Annotated in this window: 18 protein-coding genes; 14 read left to right on the top strand and 4 right to left on the bottom strand. The window is 59.1% G+C overall.

Going from position 1 to position 19,649, the window contains the following annotated elements:
* Window positions 1–2: 2 nt before the first annotated feature.
* Both SJY32_RS03345 and SJY32_RS03340 read right to left on the bottom strand, forming a co-directional pair.
* Window positions 3–893: an aldo/keto reductase family oxidoreductase gene (locus SJY32_RS03345; RefSeq protein WP_376871575.1), complete on the bottom strand. Its 891-nt coding sequence runs from the start codon at window positions 891–893 to the stop codon at window positions 3–5.
* Window positions 893–2,047, bottom strand: coding sequence for an LLM class flavin-dependent oxidoreductase (locus SJY32_RS03340; RefSeq protein WP_376871573.1), 1,155 nt, complete (start codon window positions 2,045–2,047; stop codon window positions 893–895). The genes SJY32_RS03345 and SJY32_RS03340 overlap by 1 nt, the downstream gene beginning before the upstream one ends.
* 121 nt (window positions 2,048–2,168) lie before the next feature.
* On the opposite strand from SJY32_RS03340, the gene SJY32_RS03335 reads away from it, so the two are divergent.
* The 4 genes from SJY32_RS03335 to SJY32_RS03320 all read left to right on the top strand — a co-directional run bounded on the left by SJY32_RS03335 (window position 2,169) and on the right by SJY32_RS03320 (window position 5,691).
* The gene (locus SJY32_RS03335) at window positions 2,169–2,879 is read left to right on the top strand and encodes a GntR family transcriptional regulator (protein WP_376871570.1); all 711 of its coding nucleotides are present in this window, start codon (window positions 2,169–2,171) and stop codon (window positions 2,877–2,879) included.
* A gap of 9 nt (window positions 2,880–2,888) precedes the next feature.
* Window positions 2,889–3,998, top strand: coding sequence for a Gfo/Idh/MocA family protein (locus tag SJY32_RS03330; RefSeq protein ID WP_376871568.1), 1,110 nt, complete (start codon window positions 2,889–2,891; stop codon window positions 3,996–3,998).
* 143 nt (window positions 3,999–4,141) lie between these two features.
* On the top strand, window positions 4,142–5,365 hold the full coding sequence (locus SJY32_RS03325; RefSeq protein ID WP_376871566.1) for a GTP-binding protein: 1,224 nt from the start codon (window positions 4,142–4,144) through the stop codon (window positions 5,363–5,365).
* Window positions 5,366–5,370: 5 nt separating this feature from the next.
* Entirely contained in the window at window positions 5,371–5,691 is a 321-nt protein-coding gene (locus SJY32_RS03320; protein WP_376871564.1) for a DUF6525 family protein, read from the top strand.
* Here SJY32_RS03320 and SJY32_RS03315 read toward each other — a convergent pair.
* Window positions 5,658–6,524 carry a MurR/RpiR family transcriptional regulator gene (locus SJY32_RS03315; RefSeq protein WP_376871562.1) on the bottom strand — a complete coding sequence of 289 codons (867 nt, stop codon included), beginning with the start codon at window positions 6,522–6,524 and terminating at the stop codon, window positions 5,658–5,660. The two genes, SJY32_RS03320 and SJY32_RS03315, sit on opposite strands and share 34 nt — an antisense overlap.
* 162 nt (window positions 6,525–6,686) lie before the next feature.
* On the opposite strand from SJY32_RS03315, the gene SJY32_RS03310 reads away from it, so the two are divergent.
* The 9 genes from SJY32_RS03310 to SJY32_RS03270 all read left to right on the top strand — a co-directional run bounded on the left by SJY32_RS03310 (window position 6,687) and on the right by SJY32_RS03270 (window position 17,509).
* Complete coding sequence (locus SJY32_RS03310) at window positions 6,687–7,433, top strand: N-formylglutamate amidohydrolase (RefSeq protein ID WP_376871560.1); 747 nt, start codon at window positions 6,687–6,689, stop codon at window positions 7,431–7,433.
* A complete protein-coding gene (locus tag SJY32_RS03305) occupies window positions 7,433–7,939 on the top strand; it encodes a TRAP transporter small permease subunit (RefSeq protein WP_376871558.1) in 507 nt (168 codons plus the stop codon). Before SJY32_RS03310 ends, SJY32_RS03305 begins: the two co-directional genes overlap by 1 nt.
* Window positions 7,940–9,265 (top strand): TRAP transporter large permease subunit, encoded by a 1,326-nt coding sequence (locus SJY32_RS03300; RefSeq protein ID WP_376871555.1) that lies wholly within the window; start codon window positions 7,940–7,942, stop codon window positions 9,263–9,265. It begins immediately after the preceding gene.
* A gap of 66 nt (window positions 9,266–9,331) precedes the next feature.
* Window positions 9,332–10,369 (top strand): TRAP transporter substrate-binding protein, encoded by a 1,038-nt coding sequence (locus SJY32_RS03295; protein WP_376871553.1) that lies wholly within the window; start codon window positions 9,332–9,334, stop codon window positions 10,367–10,369.
* 90 nt (window positions 10,370–10,459) lie between these two features.
* On the top strand, window positions 10,460–11,821 hold the full coding sequence (locus SJY32_RS03290; RefSeq protein WP_376871550.1) for a glutamine synthetase family protein: 1,362 nt from the start codon (window positions 10,460–10,462) through the stop codon (window positions 11,819–11,821).
* Between the two features lie 77 nt (window positions 11,822–11,898).
* Window positions 11,899–13,287 (top strand): aldehyde dehydrogenase family protein, encoded by a 1,389-nt coding sequence (locus SJY32_RS03285; protein ID WP_376871548.1) that lies wholly within the window; start codon window positions 11,899–11,901, stop codon window positions 13,285–13,287.
* Window positions 13,284–14,432: an iron-containing alcohol dehydrogenase gene (locus SJY32_RS03280; protein ID WP_376871545.1), complete on the top strand. Its 1,149-nt coding sequence runs from the start codon at window positions 13,284–13,286 to the stop codon at window positions 14,430–14,432. Before SJY32_RS03285 ends, SJY32_RS03280 begins: the two co-directional genes overlap by 4 nt.
* Window positions 14,433–14,684: 252 nt before the next feature.
* On the top strand, window positions 14,685–16,808 hold the full coding sequence (locus SJY32_RS03275; protein WP_376871543.1) for a YjbH domain-containing protein: 2,124 nt from the start codon (window positions 14,685–14,687) through the stop codon (window positions 16,806–16,808).
* A complete protein-coding gene (locus SJY32_RS03270) occupies window positions 16,805–17,509 on the top strand; it encodes a YjbF family lipoprotein (protein WP_376871541.1) in 705 nt (234 codons plus the stop codon). Before SJY32_RS03275 ends, SJY32_RS03270 begins: the two co-directional genes overlap by 4 nt.
* Before the next feature lie 178 nt (window positions 17,510–17,687).
* Here the strand turns inward: SJY32_RS03270 and SJY32_RS03265 are convergent, their stop codons facing one another.
* Window positions 17,688–17,879: a hypothetical protein gene (locus tag SJY32_RS03265; RefSeq protein ID WP_376871539.1), complete on the bottom strand. Its 192-nt coding sequence runs from the start codon at window positions 17,877–17,879 to the stop codon at window positions 17,688–17,690.
* A gap of 447 nt (window positions 17,880–18,326) precedes the next feature.
* Here SJY32_RS03265 and SJY32_RS03260 point away from each other — a divergent pair, with 447 nt between their 5' ends.
* Window positions 18,327–19,631, top strand: a complete 1,305-nt coding sequence (locus SJY32_RS03260; RefSeq protein WP_376871537.1) for a UDP-glucose dehydrogenase family protein — start codon at window positions 18,327–18,329, stop codon at window positions 19,629–19,631.
* Window positions 19,632–19,649 lie beyond the last annotated feature (18 nt).

Raw genomic sequence — 19,649 nt, 5'->3', positions numbered from 1 at the left:
CATCAGGCGACCTCCCGCCCCAAAGCGGCCTCATAAAGGCGGAACCAAGTTGGGCGATCGATCTCGACCTTGAGAGCGTCCGAGATTTGCGCGATCCGGCCGAGGTTGTTGGTGCCCAATACCGGTAGGATCGTCGACGGGTGACGCAACAAGAACGCCACCGCAACGGCCGCGCGGTCCACGCCCTGCGCGGCGGCGATCTCGTCGAGAACGGAAGCAACCGCGCCCTCGCCCGTCATCAACGCCCCGCCGCCCAACGGCGACCACGCCATCATCGGCTGGGCGTTGCGCTGGTGGAACGCGATGTCGCCATTCGTGAAAGGCGCGATTTCGGCCAAGGAAATTTCGATCTGGTTGGTCGCGAGCTTGGTGGTCATCCCGGCTTGCAACAGCTCCCAATCATAGGGGCGGAAGTTGGAAACGCCCACCGCACGCACCTTGCCGCTTTGCACCAGATCATCCAGCGCCGCGCCCGTTTCCGCGTGATCCATCAGCGGATCGGGGCGATGGATGAGCAGCAGATCGAGATAATCCGTGCCCATATCGCGCAAGGAGCATTCAACCGAATACTCGATATGCTTGCGCGTGGTGTCGTAATATTTCACCGTCGCATCGGCATAACGGCCCACGGGCGCGACGATATCGCATTTGGAAACAATTTCCATCTTTGCACGCAACGCCGGATTGGCCTTCAACGCGCCGCCCAACACCGCCTCGGCGGTGTAGCCGCCGTAGATATCGGCCTGATCGAACGTGGTGATCCCTTGCGCGAGGCACGCATCGATCTTCGCCTCGACATGCTTGGCGGAGGTATCAGCCTCGTCTGCAACGCGCCACATCCCGTAAACGAGGCGGCTAAAGGAAACATCGGGGGTTATCGAGACGCGATCCATCAGCGGCGCACTCCATTCGCAAGAGGGGTGGCGGGCGGCGTCGTTGGGACGCGCCCGTATTCGTGGGGCAACGAGCACGTCTTCATCTGCGGCAAAACCCGCGATCCGAAATGCTCTGCTTCATCAATATGGGGGTAACCCGACAGGATGAAAGCGCGAATGCCCATTTTCTGATAGGCTTCGAGCTTCGACAGAACCTGATCCGTCGATCCTACGATGGCCGCACCGCACCCTGAACGGGCGCGGCCGACGCCGGTCCACATATGCGGCTCGATATAGCCGTGGTCGTCGGCCAGATCACGGTTTTTCGCCTGATGGCTTACCCCCAAAGACCCGGCATCCAGCGCACGCTCACGGATGCGGCGGCCCTCCTCGTCATCCAGTTTGGAGACGATGTAATCTGCATATTCGCGCGCCTCGGCTTCGGTATCGCGCACGATGACATGCGTGCGCAGACCGTAATCAAGCGTCCGGTTGTGGCGCTCGGCTGCGGCGTGGGCGGCCTTCATCCGGCCTTCCAGATCTTCGACCTTCTCGGGCCACATCAGGTAAACGTCGCAATATTCACCGCAAAGATCCAACGCATCGGGGGAATAACCACCGAAATACAAAAGCGGACCGCCCGATTGATAAGGCCGCACAGGATCAGTCGTCAGGCCTTTAAAATCATAGACCTCGCCGGAGTGATTGATCTCGTCTTGCGTCCAGGCCTGCTTCAGGATCTGCACCACCTCGCGCGAGCGCTGATAGCGGTAGGGGCTTGGCTCTTGCTGTCCCGGGAAATCAGACGAGATGATATTGACCGTCAGGCGGCCTTCCAGCATGTGATCCAATGTGGCCAAGGTCCGCGCCAACATGATCGGCTGCATCTCGCCGCAACGCACCGCCGCGAGCAGGTTGATCTTCTCGGTGATGGGCGCGCAGCCCGCCACAAAACTCAGCGTATCCTGCCCGACCTGATATGAGGATGGGCACAAAATATTGCGAAACCCCTGCGCCTCGGCCGTTTTCACGATCTGCGAGCAATGCGCCCATGACGAGCGCAAATCGCCATCCGGCACGCCCAAAAACTGGAAATCATCCGAACAAAGCGCCGAGAACCACGACACTTCTGCCGCATCCAAATCCGCCGATGTCACCGGAACAACTGTCATCTGATTCCTCCCCGAACCAAAGCAATCTCGTCGCAATTTCATCTTGCGTAACGCCGTCTTTGATGTAGATCAATGGGGTATCAATTTTGTTTTAACGTTTCGGTTCGGGGAGGGACCGTCAATGTTCGAACGCCATGAGGGCCCTGCTGCCCTGCCCGTCTACATCCAACTCAGCGAACTTCTGATCCGCGAAATCGCTGCGGGGCGGCTGGGCGATGGCATGCGAATGCCCCCCGAGCGCCAGATGGCGCAGACCTATAGCGTGACCGTCCGGACTTTGCGCAAAGGTCTGAAAATACTGGAAGAAAAGGGGCTGCTAGAGCGCCGGCAGGGATCGGGAAATTATATCCGCGCCGATGCGGGCGTCGTCAGTGTGTATTCGATGTTTCGGTTGGAACTTCTGGAAGGCGGGGGCCTGCCGACGGCGCGATTTTTGGATATCCAACTTCGCGACAAGCCCGCCGATTTGCCCGATTTCGGCACCTCGCCACAAGCAACCCGAATCCGTCGCCTGCGGTTTTTGAACAAGCGTCCGATGGCTGTTGAGGAAATCTGGCTCGACGCCGGCAGCGGTATCGTCGATCCGCGAAAAGTCTCCGATTCACTCTACCGATATTACCAAGTCCACCTCGGCTTCTGGATCGCCCGCGCCGAGGATTACGTGACGATTGGCACCACGCCGGATTGGGCCCCGCCCGAATTTGGCAAACCCGCAGGCGCCGCGCTTGGCTTTATCCAGCGCCTGAGTTGGGAGCAAAAACCACATGCGGTCGAATATTCGCGCACCTGGTTTGACACAGATATCGCCCATTACGTCCAACGTCTGAAATAGGATAACTCTATGGCTCGCCTCATAAATTACGGTCTCATCGGTTGTGGAATGATGGGACAGGAACACCTTCGCAATATCGCGCTTTTACCAGACACCCGCGTTGCGGCCATTTTCGAGCCTGACGCCGCGATGGCGGCCGCCGCCGCCGAATTCGCGCCTGATGCCAAGTTCGTCGACAGTGTCGAGGCGCTTTTGGCGGTCGAGACGCTTGATTGTATCGTCATCGTCAGCCCGAATTTCCGCCATGTCGAACAGCTAGAAGCCTTGGCGCACACCCGCCCCCTTCCGGTTTTGGTGGAAAAACCCCTGTTCACCGACCCCACCCATATCGCGCGGATCGAAGCGTTTCGCGCGCGCTATCCCGCCCCTGTGTGGGTCGCGATGGAATACCGCTACATGCCGCCGATTGCTGCTTTCGTGCAAGAAGCCGCCGCCGCAACAGGCGGGATCAAGATGCTCACGATCCGCGAGCACCGTTTCCCCTTCCTTGAAAAAGTGGGCGATTGGAACCGTTTCAACCGCAACACGGGCGGCACATTCGTCGAGAAATGCTGCCATTTCTTCGACCTCATGCGTTTGGTGATGCAATCGGAACCCGTACGAATCATGGCGTCAGGTGGACAGGACGTGAACCATCTTGATGAAAGCTACGCAGGCGAGACGCCGGATATTCTCGATAATGGTTACGTGATCGTTGATTTCGCCTCGGGTGCGCGCGCAATTCTCGAGCTTTGCATGTTTGCCGAAGGTGCGCGCTACCAAGAGGAGGTCTCCGCGGTGGGGCCGAAGGGCAAGATTGGGGCGCTCGTCCCGGGGCCGGGGCGTTTTTGGCCCGAGCATTTGGGCGATGCCCCAATTCCGCAACTCATCATCAGCCCGCGCGACCCGAAAGGCCCGTTCGTTCGCGAAATCCCGGTGGACCCGACCATTTTGGAAGCCGGCGATCACAACGGGTCGACCTTCTACCAACACCAAGGCTTCGCCGCGCTCGTGCGTGGCGAGCGCGAAAATGCCGCCGTTAACCTGCAAGACGGGATTATGTCGGTAATTATGGGCATGGCCGCACAAACCTCGATGGCCGAACACCGCATGGTTCGGATCGACGAATTTACGTCGTAATCGACCGCCCGCACATCTGCGACGGCCTGCGCCCTGCGCGCGGGCCGTTTTTTTATGCGGTGCTGAGGTGTCATTTGGCAGGTTGAACTCTACAATAGTTATAATATAACAATAGTGATATTATAACGCAAATTGAGGCCGACATGCTCGACACCACTCACCCGAAACTGCCCGTCACCGTCCTCTCCGGCTTTTTGGGGGCTGGCAAAACCACATTGCTCAACAGAGTGCTCAACAACCGCGAAGGGCTCAATGTCGCTGTCATCGTCAATGATATGTCCGAGGTGAACATCGACGCCGATCTCGTGCGCGCGCAGGGCAATTTGAACCACACCGAAGAAACATTGGTCGAGATGTCAAACGGGTGCATTTGCTGCACGTTGCGGGAAGATCTGTTGTTAGAAGTCAGGCGGTTGGCGGAGACGGGGCGGTTTGATTACCTGTTGATCGAGAGCACGGGCATCTCGGAACCTCTCCCCGTCGCCACGACCTTCGAGTTTCGGGATGAAGACGGGCAATCTCTGGCTGATATTGTGCGGCTCGATACGATGGTGACGGTGGTCGATGCGGCTAACCTGCTGCGTAACTATTCAAGCCACGATTTTCTGAGTGATCGCGGGCAAGCGGATGAAGAGGCGGGCGATCGCAGCCTCGTCACCCTGCTGGTCGAGCAAATTGAATTTGCTGATGTGCTGATCCTGAACAAAGTTTCGGATGCCGCGCCGCAAGATCTCGCAGCGGCGCGCGCGATTTTGCGTGCCCTGAATGCTGATGCGCAGATCATTGAAACCGATCGTTCGGAAGTACCGCTCTCGAAGGTGCTGAACACCAAATTGTTCGATTTCGACAAGGCGCATCAGCATCCGATGTGGGCGAAAGAACTCTACGGCTTTGCAGATCATACGCCGGAAACCGAGGAATATGGTGTTTCCTCTTATGTTTACCGCGCCCGCGCGCCATTTGACCCGTCCAGAATTCACGATGTCCTGAACGGGCCGCTAGACGGCGTCATCCGCGCAAAAGGTCACTTTTGGATTGCTACACGTCCGGACTGGGTGGCGGAATTTTCGCTGGCGGGCGCGCTTTCCTCTGTCTCGCCCTTGGGGACATGGTGGGCGAGTGTGCCGCGTGACAAATGGCCGGACGCCGAACAGGCGCGCAGCTATCTCGACGCGCATTGGCAAGAGCCGTGGGGGGATCGCCGGCAAGAAATCGTCTTCATCGGGGCGGGGATTGACTGGCCCGATCTTCACAACCGCCTCGATCAAGCGCTTCTGAACGGTCCGGCAGACATCGCCGATCTGAGCGCGCCCGAGGTGGCAGGGCTGGCCGACCCCTTCCCGCTTTGGCGCCATGGCGCGGCGTGACGCGCATGAAGGGGACCAGTCCCGCTCCGCGCGCGGCGATGCGGCGCAACCAGAATGCCGGCGCGACGCCCTTGCCACGCCGCAGCCGTGCCGGCGACCCGATGCAGGACTTCGACGCCCTGCCCGCATCCTTGCGCCATTGGCTGACGCAAGCGGCGCGGCCGTGGTCGGCGCGATCGTGTCGCAAGATATGGATCGATGGCCGGTCACGCGGTGAAAGTGAGGCGGACGTACTTGAGCGGCTGCGCCGGTCCGAGGTTAAAACCTTACAAAAAGAGGCGCAGCTCGAAGCTCAGCGTTTGCGGAAAAATTTGGAGCGCGCGTAAAGCGCCTCCAGCTTCTCCATCCGCGTGGAGGTTTCATCCCAAGTCAAACGCTGCACGGACGCCATCAGGGTTTCGACCAGAACCTGCAAGGCGACCGTGCTATCCCATGCAGAGGGCACCTCAACCTGCGCCGAAAACCGGTAACGCGCATGGTTCGCGGCGGGAGACACCCACGGATCGGTGATAACCACCACCTCTGCCCCCTGCTCCGCCGCCATTTCAACAAGCTGCAGGACATTATTCTCATACCGGCGGATATCGAAGGCCAGCAGAACATCGCCCTTCTTCAAATCAAGCATCCGCGGGGGCCAAGCGTTCGACACCGCCGACATAAGGGACACATTGGGCCGGATCACTTTCATATGCGTCACAAAATAATCCGCCATCGCGACGGTAATGCGCCCCCCTGTCGCGAAAATATGACGGTCAGGATCGGCCATCAGCGCGGCGACCGCGTCGAAATCCGCGTGATCAATCTGGTTCAGCGTCGCTTGCAGATTGCCCAAAACCGCATCCGCAAAACTGTTCAGAATATGCGTTTCAGGCACCCCGCCCGCCCAACGATCATGCTTTGCAAGCGGCGAGATCAGGCGTTCCTCGACCTCTGCGCGCACCGCGGTTTGAAAATCGGGATAGCCTTTAAACCCCATCTTCTGCACCAGTCGGATGACCGTGGGTGAGGAAACCTCCGCCGCTTTTGCCAATTGCGTCACCGATCCAAGTGCCGCGACGGGGTAATTGCGCATCAAATGGCTCGCCACCTGCCGCTCCGTCTTTGTCATCGCGTCAAAGCTGGCGCGGATCTGATCTTCAATGGTTTTGCGCCTTGCCATCAAAACGGGCACTCCTTCGTCCATCCCGCAAGAATAGATTGTAACAGTTTTCACGCAACTGAAATATTCTTGACAGAACGCCCTCACACAGACCAGCCTGACACAAAGCGGTCAGATCAGAATCGCTGCGGGCCGCATGTTGGCGCGCGTCAGGGAGAGCCGATGCCGACTTCGGATGACATGATTGAGATAACGCCGCGTGACGGATCGCTCGTGTTGATCTGCGAGCATGCCTCCAACGCCTTCCCGCCCGACTGGGGCGATTTTGGGCTAACGGAGGCGGAAAGATCTGCGCATATCGCGTATGATCCGGGCGCTTTGGCCTTGGCAGAACACCTCGCGATCTTGCTCGATGCGACGTTGATTTCGGCAAAAGTGTCGCGCCTGATCTACGATCTCAATCGCCCGCCACACTCGTCCGGCGCGATGCCTGAGACCTCCGAGAGGCACGCCATCGCAGGCAACCGCGCCCTGCCGGACGCGGCGCGCATTGCGCGGACGACTGCGATCTATGTGCCCTTCCACAATGCCGTGCGGGCCCACATCGCCGAGCGCTTGGCCGCGCGGCGCGTGACACAGATCGTGACGGTGCATTCCTTCACCCCCGTCTATTTCGGCGCCCAGCGCGAGACCGAATTTGGTGTGATCCACGATCTCGACACCGACCTTGCCCACGCGATTATCGAGATTGCGCAGACAACGACTTCGCTGAAAACAGAATTGAATCAACCCTATAGCGCAGCCGACGAGGTGACACACACACTCGCCCTGCATGCGACAGCGATGCGCATTCCCAATGCGATGCTGGAGATCCGCAACGATCTGATCGCAACATCTGAAACCCAAGCGGCGATGGCGCAGACGCTCGCGCCGGTGTTGCGCGCTGCGCTTGCGCGATTGGAGACCTGATGCCCCCTTGGACCGTAAGCTATGTTCGGCGCGTTGAGGCGTTCAATTATCGCGTCGGGCGGTTTGCGATGTATTTGCTATTCGTCATCATGGCGATTTTGCTGTACTCATCCTTCACAAAAATTGTCCATCTTCCTGCGCTTTGGACGCTAGAGATGGCACAATTCACGCTCGTGGCGTATTACCTGCTTGGCGCCCCCTATACGTTCCAGCTTGGTACGAATGTGCGGATGGATTTGCTCTACGCCCGGTTTTCGCCGCGCAGTCAGGCGATGTGGGATGTGGTGACCATTTTCTGCCTGATCTTTTATCTCGGCGTGATGCTCTATGGCGCGGTCGAAAGCACGGCCTATTCCTTTGAATACGGCGAGCGCAACCCCTCCGCATGGCGGCCGTATCTTTGGCCCATCAAGCTTATCATTTCGTTCAGCTTCCTGCTGATGCTGTTGCAAGCCACCGTGCATTTGATCCGCGATATCGCGGTGCTGCGCGGGGAGGAGATCTGAATGGAATATGAAACAATCGCCATTTTGATGTTCTCAACGATGCTTTTGATGATGATCACGGGCCAACGCGTGTTCGGCGCGATCGGTTTTGTGGCGGTGGTCGCGGCGATCTCGCTTTGGGGCACTGGCGGGTCGGATATGGGCTTCTCGGCGGTGATGAAGTTGATGAAATGGACGCCCCTTCTCACTCTGCCGATGTTCGTCTTCATGGGCTATGTGATGTCCGAAAGCCGATTGGCGGAAGACCTCTACAAGATGTTCCACGTCTGGTTCGGACCGTTGCCGGGGGGGCTTGCGATCGGCACGATCCTGTTGATGGTGATGATCTCCGCGATGAACGGCCTATCGGTGGCGGGGATGGCGATTGGGGCGACGATTGCCCTGCCCGAGTTGGTGAAGCGCAACTACGACAAGCTGATGATTTCGGGGGTCATTCAGGCCGGATCGAGCCTTGGCATTCTCATTCCCCCTTCGGTGGTTTTGGTGCTCTACGCGCTGATCGCGCGCCAGCCGGTGTCGCATCTTTGGCTTGCGGGGTTGCTACCGGGCTTGTTGATGGCGGCGTTCTTCATTCTCTACATCGTGATCCGGTGCAAAATGAACCCCGCCTTGGCTCCTGCGATGTCGCGCGAGGAAGTCGCAGCGATTCCGCGTCAGGAAAAACTCAAGCTCCTGCGGGCGGGACTTTTACCGCTGTTCATCTTTGCCGCTATGATGATCCCGTTCGTGAACGGTTGGACATCACTGACGGAAGCCTCGGTCGTTGGGGCGCTGTCGGCTGTTGTTGCCGCCGTCATCAAAGGCCGGTTCACGCGCGATGTCTTCGAGATCGCGACCCGATCGACCCTCGCGATCACGGTGATGTTCATGCTGATCATCACGGCGGCGTTGTCGTTTGGCGCGGTGTTTGACGGTTTGGGCGCAAGCAATGCAATCAAGGATTTCTTCCTTGAGGATCTCGGCCTCGGGCCTTGGCAGGTGCTGATCTTGATGCAGCTCAGCTTCATCGTGATGGGGATGTTTTTGGATGATACGGCCATGCTCGTCATCGTCGCGCCAGTGTATGTTTTGCTGGCCAAAGAGTTGGATTTCGACCTGATCTGGTACGGCATCCTCTACACGATCACCTGCCAGATCGCCTATCTCACGCCCCCCTTCGGGTACAACCTGTTCTTGATGAAGGCGATGGCGCCTGCGGAATTCACCTTGCCCGTGATCTACCGCTCCGTGCTGCCTTTCGTGCTTGTCATGCTGGGAACACTGATCACCGTGATGATCTTCCCACAGATCGCGCTTTGGCTGCCTGAGACAGTTTATGGCCGATGAAAGGCGAGGAGACACACCAATAAAACCAGAGGCCAAAGGCCCGTCCCCCCAACAAGGAGAAAACAAATGACGACCAGACGTAAGTTTCTCACATCCGGCGCTCTCGCCGCCGGTGCCGCAACCCTCGCCGCGCCAACGATTGCGCAATCCTCCCCGATCAAATGGCGGATGCAGACCTATGCCGGCTCGGCGCTCGGCGCGGAGGTTGTGAAGCCCGCGATTGATGCGTTCAACACGATCGCCGACGGTCAGATGGAGATCGAGCTCTTTTACGCCGATCAGCTTGTGCCCACGGCCGAGCTGTTCCGCGCGATGCAAAAGGGCACGATTGATGCGGTGCAATCCGATGACGACTCGATGGCCTCGCCCACAGAAGTCACGGTCTTTGGCGGCTATTTCCCGATGGCTCTGCGCTACTCGCTGGACGTCCCCGCGCTGTTTAACTCCTACGGCCTGAAAGAGATCTGGGACGAGGAATATACCAAGGTCGGCATCAAACATATCTCGGCAGGCTCTTGGGATCCGTGCCACTTCTCGATGAAAGATCCGATCAATTCGCTCGCGGATCTGCAAGGTAAGCGCGTCTTTACCTTCCCCACCGCGGGCCGTTTCCTTGCCCGCTTCGGCGTCGTGCCGGTCACCGTGCCTTGGGAGGATGTCGAGGTCGCGCTGCAAACTGGCGAGCTGGACGGCGTCGCATGGTCTGGCATCACGGAGGTGTATACCGCGGGCTGGCAGAAATCGGCCCCCTATTTCCTGACGAACAATATCTCCGGCGCGTGGATCGGCCATTTCTTCGCCAATATGGAACGTTGGAACGAGGTGCCTGAAACCATGCGTAGCCTGATGCAAATGTGCTTCGACAGCTCGCACCTCTACCGCCAGCATTGGTATTGGTCGGGCGAGGCCAAGCTGCGGGTTGAGGGCGCCGATACGACGCTGACGACAATTCCGGATGCGGAATGGGCCACCGTCGAGGCGGAAGCGCAAAAATTCTGGGACGAAATCGCATCCGAGAGCGAAACCAAGGCAAAAGTTGTCAATATCATTAAGACTTACAACGATACGATGACCAAAGCAGGGAGACCCTACCGCTACAGCTAAGCCATTGCATCCGTGCAAGCGCGCTGCGGGAGGGAGGAGAGGACTCCCGCAGCGCATCACACCACCATCTGCTATCGGGAGAGAGAGACTATGCCTGCCAATCTGACGTTCGACGCGCTTAAAGCGGAGGTCGCCTCCGGCGATATCGATACTGTCATCGTTTGCCTCGTCGATATGCAAGGCAGGATGCAAGGCAAGCGGTTCCACGCCGCGCATTTCATTGAAAACGCGGATGAGACGCATTGCTGCAACTACCTGCTCGCCACTGATATGGAGATGGCGACCGTACAGGGCTACAAGGCGACCTCATGGGAACAGGGCTACGGCGACTATGTGATGCGGCCGGACATGACGACGCTGCGGCGGCTCGCGTGGCTGGAGGGCACGGCGATGGTGATGTGCGATGTGCTCGATCACCACACCCACCAGCCGATCCCCCATGCGCCACGTTCGATCCTCAAAGCGCAGATCGAGCGCGCGCGCGCGATGGGCTTCGAGCCGATGATGGCCACCGAGTTGGAATTCTATCTCTTTGAGGAAAGTTTCCCCGAGCTGTTTGATGCAGGCTACCCCGACCCGACACCGATTGCGCGCTACAATGTCGATTACGGCCTCTTTGGCACCGCGCGCGACGAGCCGATATTGCGGGCCATTCGCAACGACCTTTACGCCTCCGGCATCCCGATCGAATGCTCGAAGGGCGAGGCAGACGCGGGCCAGCAGGAAGTGAATGCGAAATATTCCGATGCGATGGACACCGCCGATATGCATTGCATCATAAAACATGGCACCAAGGAAATCGCCCAAGCGCACGGGGCCTCCGCGACGTTCATGGCGAAATACGATCACCGCCGCGCGGGATCGTCGTCGCACATTCATCAATCGCTTTGGTCCGACGGAAAAAACGCATTCTACGACCCTTCCGCCCCTCATGGTATGTCGGGCGTGATGCGGCACTTCCTCGGGGGGCAACTCGCGTTTGCACGCGAGATCACCGCCTTCCTTGCGCCCAATATCAACAGTTACAAACGGTTTTGTGTCGGGATGTTTGCGCCCACCAAAGCAGTCTGGTCGCGCGACAACCGCACCGCCGGTTTCCGGATTTGCGCAGAGGGCACGCAAGCGGTGCGCGTTGAATGCCGGATTGGCGGCGCGGATCTGAACCCCTATCTCGCCTGCGCGGCCTTGCTTGCGGCGGGGCTCGAGGGGATTGAACAGATGTCCGATGCGGGCGCCGAATTCAGCGGCGATCTCTACGCACAAACCGAGGCGGCCAGCGTGCCACCCACATTGGAGGAGGCGGCCGAGGCGATGAAAGATAGCGAGATGCTGAACGCTGCCTTCGGCGCTGAGGTGATCGAGCATTACTACCGCGCCGCGCGCCACGAAATCGAACAAAGCCGAGCTGTCGTAACCGATTGGGAACGCCAGCGAGGCTTTGAACGCGCCTAACACCTGCCTACCGCGCTCCGATGAAAAAGGGGCGCGTCCTTCGAAAACCGCGCTGAACCGGCGCAAGGATGGATTTGATGACAAAGACACTTCAATGCATTTCGCCCGTAGACGGCAGCGTCTTCGCCGAACGCAAAACCCTCGAGCCCGCCGAGGCGTTGGCCTGCGCAGCCCGCGCGCGCGCCGCGCAACCGGCCTGGGCTGCGCGCCCGCTGAGCGAGCGGATCGCCCTTGTCAGAGCAGGTGTGGCCCAACTTGACGCGAAAAAAGATCAGCTCGTCGAAGAACTGGCCTGGCAAATGGGCCGCCCGACCCGCTACGGCGGTGAATTTGGCGGCGTTCATGATCGCACAAATTATATGTCCGATATCGCCGCCCAGACCCTCGCGCCGCAGATCGTCGAGGATAGCGCAGGGTTCAAACGCCAAATCGCGCGCGAGCCGGTCGGCGTGGTGTTCATCGTCGCGCCTTGGAATTATCCCTATCTGACAACGATCAACACGCTTGCGCCGGCCCTGATTGCGGGCAACACGGTCGTGCTTAAACATGCGACGCAAACGATGCTTGTGGGCGAACGACTGGCAGAGGCCTTCCACGCCGCGGGCATCCCGCAAGACGTGTTCCAAAACGTGGTGTTAAGCCACGAGGGCACGGAGGAGTTGATTCAGTCACGCGCGTTCAACTTCGTCAATTTCACTGGATCGGTCGGCGGCGGCGCCGCGATGGAGCGCGCCGCGGCGGGAACATTCACCGGCCTCGGGCTAGAGCTTGGCGGCAAAGATCCTGCCTATGTGATGGCCGATGCCGATCTCGATGCGGCGGTGGACGGGCTCATGGATGGCGCGATGTTCAATGCCGGTCAGTGCTGCTGCGGGATCGAGCGGATCTATGTGCACGAGAGCCTCTACGACGCCTTCGTTGAGAAGGCTGTTGCTTGGGTCAAGGCCCTCACGCTTGGCAACCCGTTTGATGCCGCGACGACCATCGGCCCGATGGCCAACAAGCGCTTTGCGGCGACCGTGCGCGAGCAAATTGCCGAAGCCATCACCGATGGCGCGACGGCATTGATTGACCCCGCCTTGTTCCCTGCGGATGACGGCGGCGCCTATCTCGCCCCGCAGATCTTGATCAATGTCCACCACGAAATGCGCGTCATGCGCGAGGAAAGCTTCGGACCTGTCGTGGGCATCATGAAGGTCTCGTCCGATGCGGAGGCCGTGGCCGCGATGAACGATAGCCCCTACGGGCTGACGTGCTCAATCTGGACAAACGACCCCGAGGCCGCAGAAGCGATCGGCGCGCAGATCGAGACCGGCACCGTTTTCATGAACCGCTGCGATTATCTTGACCCCGCACTGTGCTGGACAGGCTGCAAAGATACGGGCCGTGGCGGATCGCTCTCCGCCTTGGGATATTACGCCGTGACCCGCCCCAAATCCTACCATCTGAAAAAGGTGACGAAATGACTTCGCTAACTGCCAATTGGTCCTATCCGACGGCTGTGAAATTTGGCGCGGGCCGGATTTCGGAACTGGCCGAACATTGTAAGTCCACGGGGATAAGCCGCCCGCTTTTGGTCACGGATAAGGCGCTTGCGACCTTGCCGATCACCAAGGCGGCCTTGGATGCGTTGGACGCCGCTGGTTTGGGGCGGGCCGTCTTCTCCGAGGTCGATCCTAACCCCAATGAAATCAACCTCGAGGCTGGTATCGCCGCCTATCTTGCGGGCGGGCATGACGGGGTGGTGTGTTTCGGAGGGGGCTCTGCGCTCGATCTGGGCAAGCTGGTGGCCCTGATGTGCCATCAAACGGTCAGCATCTGGGATCTTGAGGATATCGGGGATTGGTACACCCGCGCCGATGCCGACAAAATAGCCCCGATCATCGCCGTCCCCACGACGGCAGGCACCGGATCGGAGGTCGGGCGCGCGGGCGTTTTGACCAACTCGGTGACCCATAAGAAAAAGATCATCTTCCATCCCAAGCTTTTGCCGACGGTGACGATCTGTGACCCCGAGCTGACCGTCGGGATGCCTGCGTTTATCACGGCGGGCACCGGAATGGATGCGCTGGCACATTGCCTTGAGGCCTATTGCTCGCCCTTCTTCCACCCGATGTCGCAAGGTATTGCGTTGGAGGGAATGCGGCTGGTGTTCGAGAACCTGCCCAAGGCTTATGCGACCCCGACCGATCTCGAGGCCCGTGCGCAGATGATGGCGGCGGCGGCCATGGGGGCGGTCGCGTTCCAAAAAGGTCTGGGCGCGATCCATTCCTTGTCGCATCCGGTGGGGGCCGTTTATGGCACGCATCACGGCACGACAAACGCTTGCGTCATGCCGATGGTTCTCGATTTCAATCGCGCGCTCATCGAGGCACGGATCGAGAAAGCCGCCGCATATCTTGGCATCGCGGGCGGGTTTGACGGGTTCAAGGCGGCGGTGATGGCCCTGCGATCCGAGCTGAAAATTCCTGAAACGCTCTCCGCGATGGGCGTGAAAGCGGAGGATCTCGATATGCTGACGGATATGGCGCTCGAGGATCCATCCTGCGGCGGAAACCCTGTTGAGATGACACGCGAAAACACGCGCGCGCTTTTCCAAGCCTGTCTGTAAGGCACAGGCGCGCGACCTTACCGAGCGCCCCCCCTTCCCCGTCACCGCATCCGCGGCGGGGAAGGGAGAGGTCCCGACCACACAAATTACGGTGACCACGCCAGAAACAGCGTATTTTCGCCCATCCTTCTTGCCGAAACACTCGCACTTCGATCGTTTTGAGGTATAACGACAGAAATGACGGGCAGGGGGCTGCGAAAACGCAGCAGATATATGGCGCAAGCAACATTAAAATCGACGGTATCAGCCTTCATGCAGTCCAAACTGGTGTTTGGCGCGGCGAGCATTTCGGTGCTTTTGATGGCGCCGGCGGCACTGGGTGATCCGATGATCGGCAAAACCCGTGGCACATATGGCACCCCTGGTCTGATCGACATGCCGACGGCAGAAAGCCGCCCTGACGGCGAAATCGGTGCGACCATTTACCGGATGAACGGCACTCTGCGCACGACGTTCACCTTCCAAATCGTGCCGCGCCTGTCCGCCGCATTCCGCTATTCCCGCGTTCCGGGCTTGATGCCGATCGAGGATAGCCCGGGCGATTACGAAGCGCTCTACGACAGGTCCTTCGATATCCACTACCAGTTCCTCGATGAGGCCGGATGGCGCCCCTCCGTCGCGGTCGGGATGCGCGACTTCATCGGCACTGGCGTGTATTCGTCGGAATATCTTGTGGCGAGCAAATCATTGTCACCCGACCTGCGCGTAACCGCAGGGCTTGGTTGGGGGCGTCTGGCTTCCGAGGGCGGATTTAGCGGATACGGCGACCGCCCAAGTTATGACTATAGCTCGACAGGTGGCGAGTTTAACGCCTCGCAATGGTTTAAAGGCGATATCGCCCCCTTCGCTGGCGTCAGCTATGACTATAACGAGCGCCTCACGTTGAAGGCAGAATATAGCTCTGACGCCTATACGAAAGAGGTCGAAGCGGGCGAGTTCGACAATAAAATTCCGTTCAACTTCGGTGTCGATTACCGTTTGGGCAGCAACACGCATCTCGCCGGCTATATCGTGCACGGCTCGCAGGTGGGTCTGCAGTTCACCTTCAACGTCGACCCGCGCAAACCGCCCTTCCCTTCCGGAATCGAGACGGCGCCGCTGCCGGTGCGCCCTCGCCCGAGCCCATCCGCTGATCCTGATGGCTGGTCCGGCGCGTGGACGGCCGATCCGACGGCGCGCCCTGTCATTCAGGATGTCGTCGCACAATCCATGGCCAAGGATGGCCAAATTCTGGAATTGATGGCCCTTACGAAGGACCGCGTCGAAGTGCGGGTGCGCAACGAGACATACGGCGCACAACCACAGGCCATCGGCCATATCGCGCGGATTTTGACCCGTGCGATGCCGTCCTCGGTGGAGACATTCGTCATCACGATGACGCCGCGCGGTGTTCCGGCCTCTTCCGTTACGATCCAACGGTCGGATATTGAAGAACTCGAAAACCGCAATTCGGTCGAGATCCTGAACCGCGTCCAGATCGCAGGCACCCCGCAAGAGCCGCAAGAACCGCTGACGCCGACGCAGGGCATTTTCCCACGCTTCAAATGGGCCGCGACGCCTTATGCGGAGGCCTCTTTGTTCGATCCGGATGATCCGTTCCGTATCGACACCGGCATCGCCCTGCATGGATCGTATGAAATCGCACCGGGCTGGTCGCTTTCGGGCACGATCCGCCAGAAAATCGCGGGCAACCTCGATGAAAGCGAACGCGTCTCAGATTCGGAAATCTACCACGTCCGGTCCGATCTGGTTGAATATCAAAAGCACGGCGATCTCGCGATCCAGCGTTTGACGGGCGATTGGTATGCGCATCCGTCGGAAAATATTTACACCCATGTTCAAGCCGGTCTGTTGGAGCGCATGTACGGCGGGATTGCGGGCGAAGTGCTTTGGAAGCCTGTCGACTCGCGCCTCGCGCTCGGGTTTGAGCTCGCTGCGGTTCAGCAACGCGACTTCGACCAGCACTTCTCGTTCCGCGATTACGAAACCGTGACGGGTCATGCCTCGGCCTATTATGACGTCGGATTGGGCTTCACCGGTCAGGTTGATGTGGGCCGCTACCTCGCGGAAGACATTGGCGCGACGATCGCCGTGGACCGCGAATTCCAGAATGGTTGGAAAGTTGGCGCCTTTGTCACCAAAACCGACCTCTCCGCCGAGGAATTCGGGGAGGGGGCATTCGACAAAGGGATCCGCGTGACGATTCCTGTCGCTTGGACGACCGGCAAGCCGTCGGTCAACACCGTAAAAACCGTGATCCGCCCGCTGACCCGCGATGGTGGCGCACGGCTTGAGCTCGACGGTCGCCTCTACGAAACTGTCCGCGGGGCACAAGTCGGGGATCTCTACGATCGCTGGGGGAGATTCTGGCGATGAAAAACCTGACGACGGGGGTGACCCTCGGTATCGCGCTGGCCTTGGCCGGATGCGGGAATGATGCTGCGAAAACTGAAAACGTCGGGATCGCGCGCACCACGATCAGCGGACTGGTCAGCCTGCTGCCGAGCTTTGGCAAAGACGATGCCGAGGCGACGCCAATCGATCAGGCCGCGCAACAGGCCGCGATTGCGCGTTCGGCGTTAGAGCTGAACGCGGGTCCGGTGATGCTTGTCTCTTTGGAGGCGACCAACACCAACACTGCCGCTGCGATGGTCGGTGAAAACGGATCGATGCGCACTTATAATACGCCCGCCAAGCAAAGCTTGGTCCTGCGCAACGGCCTGCTCGCGGGCACGCGTGGCTTTGGAAATGACGTCATGTCGGCGCGGATTGACGAGATCTCCGCCCTCATTCTGGGCCGTCAAGCGGGCACGGCGGTGCGCACGCCTTACTATCTGGACGGTGAAGGCATCGAGCGCCCCCTGCCCTTTGATTGCACGGTGAGTCTTGGCGCGGAACAAAGCTTCGCGATCGGGGATACGCCCTATACCGCCATGCAAGTCGCCGAGACCTGCACCGCGCCGAACCTCTCGATCACCAATAGCTATCTGGTGACTGCGGATCGTCAGGTGGTTCTGTCGCGGCAATGGATTGCGCCGACACTGGGCTATGTGACGCTGCAAACCTTGCGGCCATAAGGCGCGGCGCTGCCCCATCAGATAGGATTAGAAGGGCTGCTGAGGCGGCCCTTTTTCATTGGGGAAGATAGGCTTCAACGGCGCATGCGAGGTAGGTGCCGCCTCATCATCGGCCATAGAAAAAGGCCGGAAAAGGAAACCCCTTTCCGGCCTAAGAGATCCGAAGGATCAGCTAAAATTAGCTGTCCGACGAAGCTGCTGCGATCACGCCGATCAGCAGGAGTGCCGGCACGATGAGAGCAGCGTTCGACGACGAACCTGCTTCAACTGCGACTGGTGCGGTTTCAACGACCGGAGCCGAGTAGCCGCCAGCGAATGCGGTACCAGCGGTGAGGCCGAGTGCGAGTGCGATAGTTGCGATTTTTTTCATGATATTGCTCCGTCTCTACGAAAGAAAGCCGTCACCTCTGACAGCATCTCGGTGACATTTGCACACTGACTGTTTCTTGCAAAGGGGGATTCGGGATTTAACCCTTCTTCCACGCCAAAACTGTTGCAGCTTTGCCAAGGTGTTGACGCAATTCACCCTTATTTCTTTGATTATTGCGTCCTGAGGCCGTGAGCACGTCAAAAATTGTGCTACTCGCGTGGAACTCAAGCGGAACTCCGCCGTTTCCACACTGGAATTTCTCGTGGTTTTCGACCGTAAAGTCGAGGTATGGACACACCGATGCCGCCGCGACACGTTTGACGGCGAAAGCCGTAGCACCGCCTGAGGGGGAGATTGACCTGACACGGCGACTATGGCCCTTTAAGGGGTAACATGGGCTCTCTGCGCGCCAGAGGTCCGCAGTGAGTTTGAAATAGGGATCATTTTATGAAAATCGCGATGATCGGCACCGGCTACGTTGGCCTCGTGTCGGGGGTATGCTTCTCGGATTTCGGGCATGACGTTGTATGTGTTGATAAAGACCCGCGCAAAATCGCGATGCTTGAAGCTGGCGAGGTTCCGATTTTCGAACCGGGGCTAGATACGCTCATGGCGAAAAACGTTGCAGCTGGCCGCCTGACCTTCACCGGCGATTTGAAATCCGCCGTCGATGGCGCCGATGCGGTGTTCATCGCGGTTGGCACGCCCACACGGCGCGGCGATGGTCATGCGGATCTTACCTATGTTATGGCCGCGGCTGAAGAAATCGCACAGGCGATTACCGGTTACACGGTCGTGGTTACGAAATCGACCGTGCCCGTCGGCACCAACCGTCAAGTCAAACAGGTGATCCGCAAAGCACGGCCGGATGCCGAGTATGACGTGGCCTCCAACCCCGAGTTCTTGCGCGAGGGGGCCGCCATCGATGATTTCATGCGGCCTGACCGTGTGGTGGTTGGCGTCACGTCCGAGCGTGCGCAAGAGGTTATGGGCGAAGTCTACCGGCCTTTGTTCCTGCGCGAATTCCCCGTGCTCTACACAGATCTCGAAACAGCCGAGATGATCAAATACGCGGCCAACGCCTTCCTTGCGACGAAGATCACCTTCATCAACGAAATCGCGCGTCTTTCCGAGAAAGTCGGCGCGGATGTGAAGGAGGTTGCGCGTGGCATGGGTCTTGATGGCCGCATCGGCAACAAATTCTTGCATGCCGGCCCGGGCTACGGCGGATCGTGCTTCCCCAAAGATACACAAGCCCTCGCGCGGATGGGGCAGGATCACGCCTGCCCGATGCAAATCACCGAGGCGGTCATTAAGGTCAATGACGAGGTCAAACGTCGGATGACGGATAAGATCGTGGATCTATGCGACGGATCGGTGAATGGGAAAACCATCACAATTCTCGGCGTCACCTTCAAACCAAATACGGACGATATGCGCGATGCGCCGTCGCTGACCATCGTTCCCGCTTTGGTCGGCGCGGGCGCTAAAATCCGCGTGGTGGACCCGCAAGGCCGCCGCGAAGGCGAGCATCTTCTACCGGGCGTGAATTGGGTCGAGGACGCCTATAAGGCGGCGCAAAATGCGGATTGCGTGGTGATCTTGACGGAGTGGAACGAGTTCCGCGCGCTTGATCTCAAAAAGCTCGCGAAAAAGATGGCCACGCCAAAGATGGCAGATCTTCGCAACATCTATAACGCCAAAGATGCAAAACGTGCCGGCTTTGAGGCCTACACCAGCGTCGGGCGGTAAATCCGGAACGGGGGGGGC

The sequence above is a fragment of the Albirhodobacter sp. R86504 genome (assembly GCF_042466415.1).
Taxonomy (GTDB): domain Bacteria; phylum Pseudomonadota; class Alphaproteobacteria; order Rhodobacterales; family Rhodobacteraceae; genus Albirhodobacter.
The sequence above is the reverse complement of the archived record's forward strand: the minus strand, read 5'-3'. Positions and strand labels throughout refer to the sequence as shown.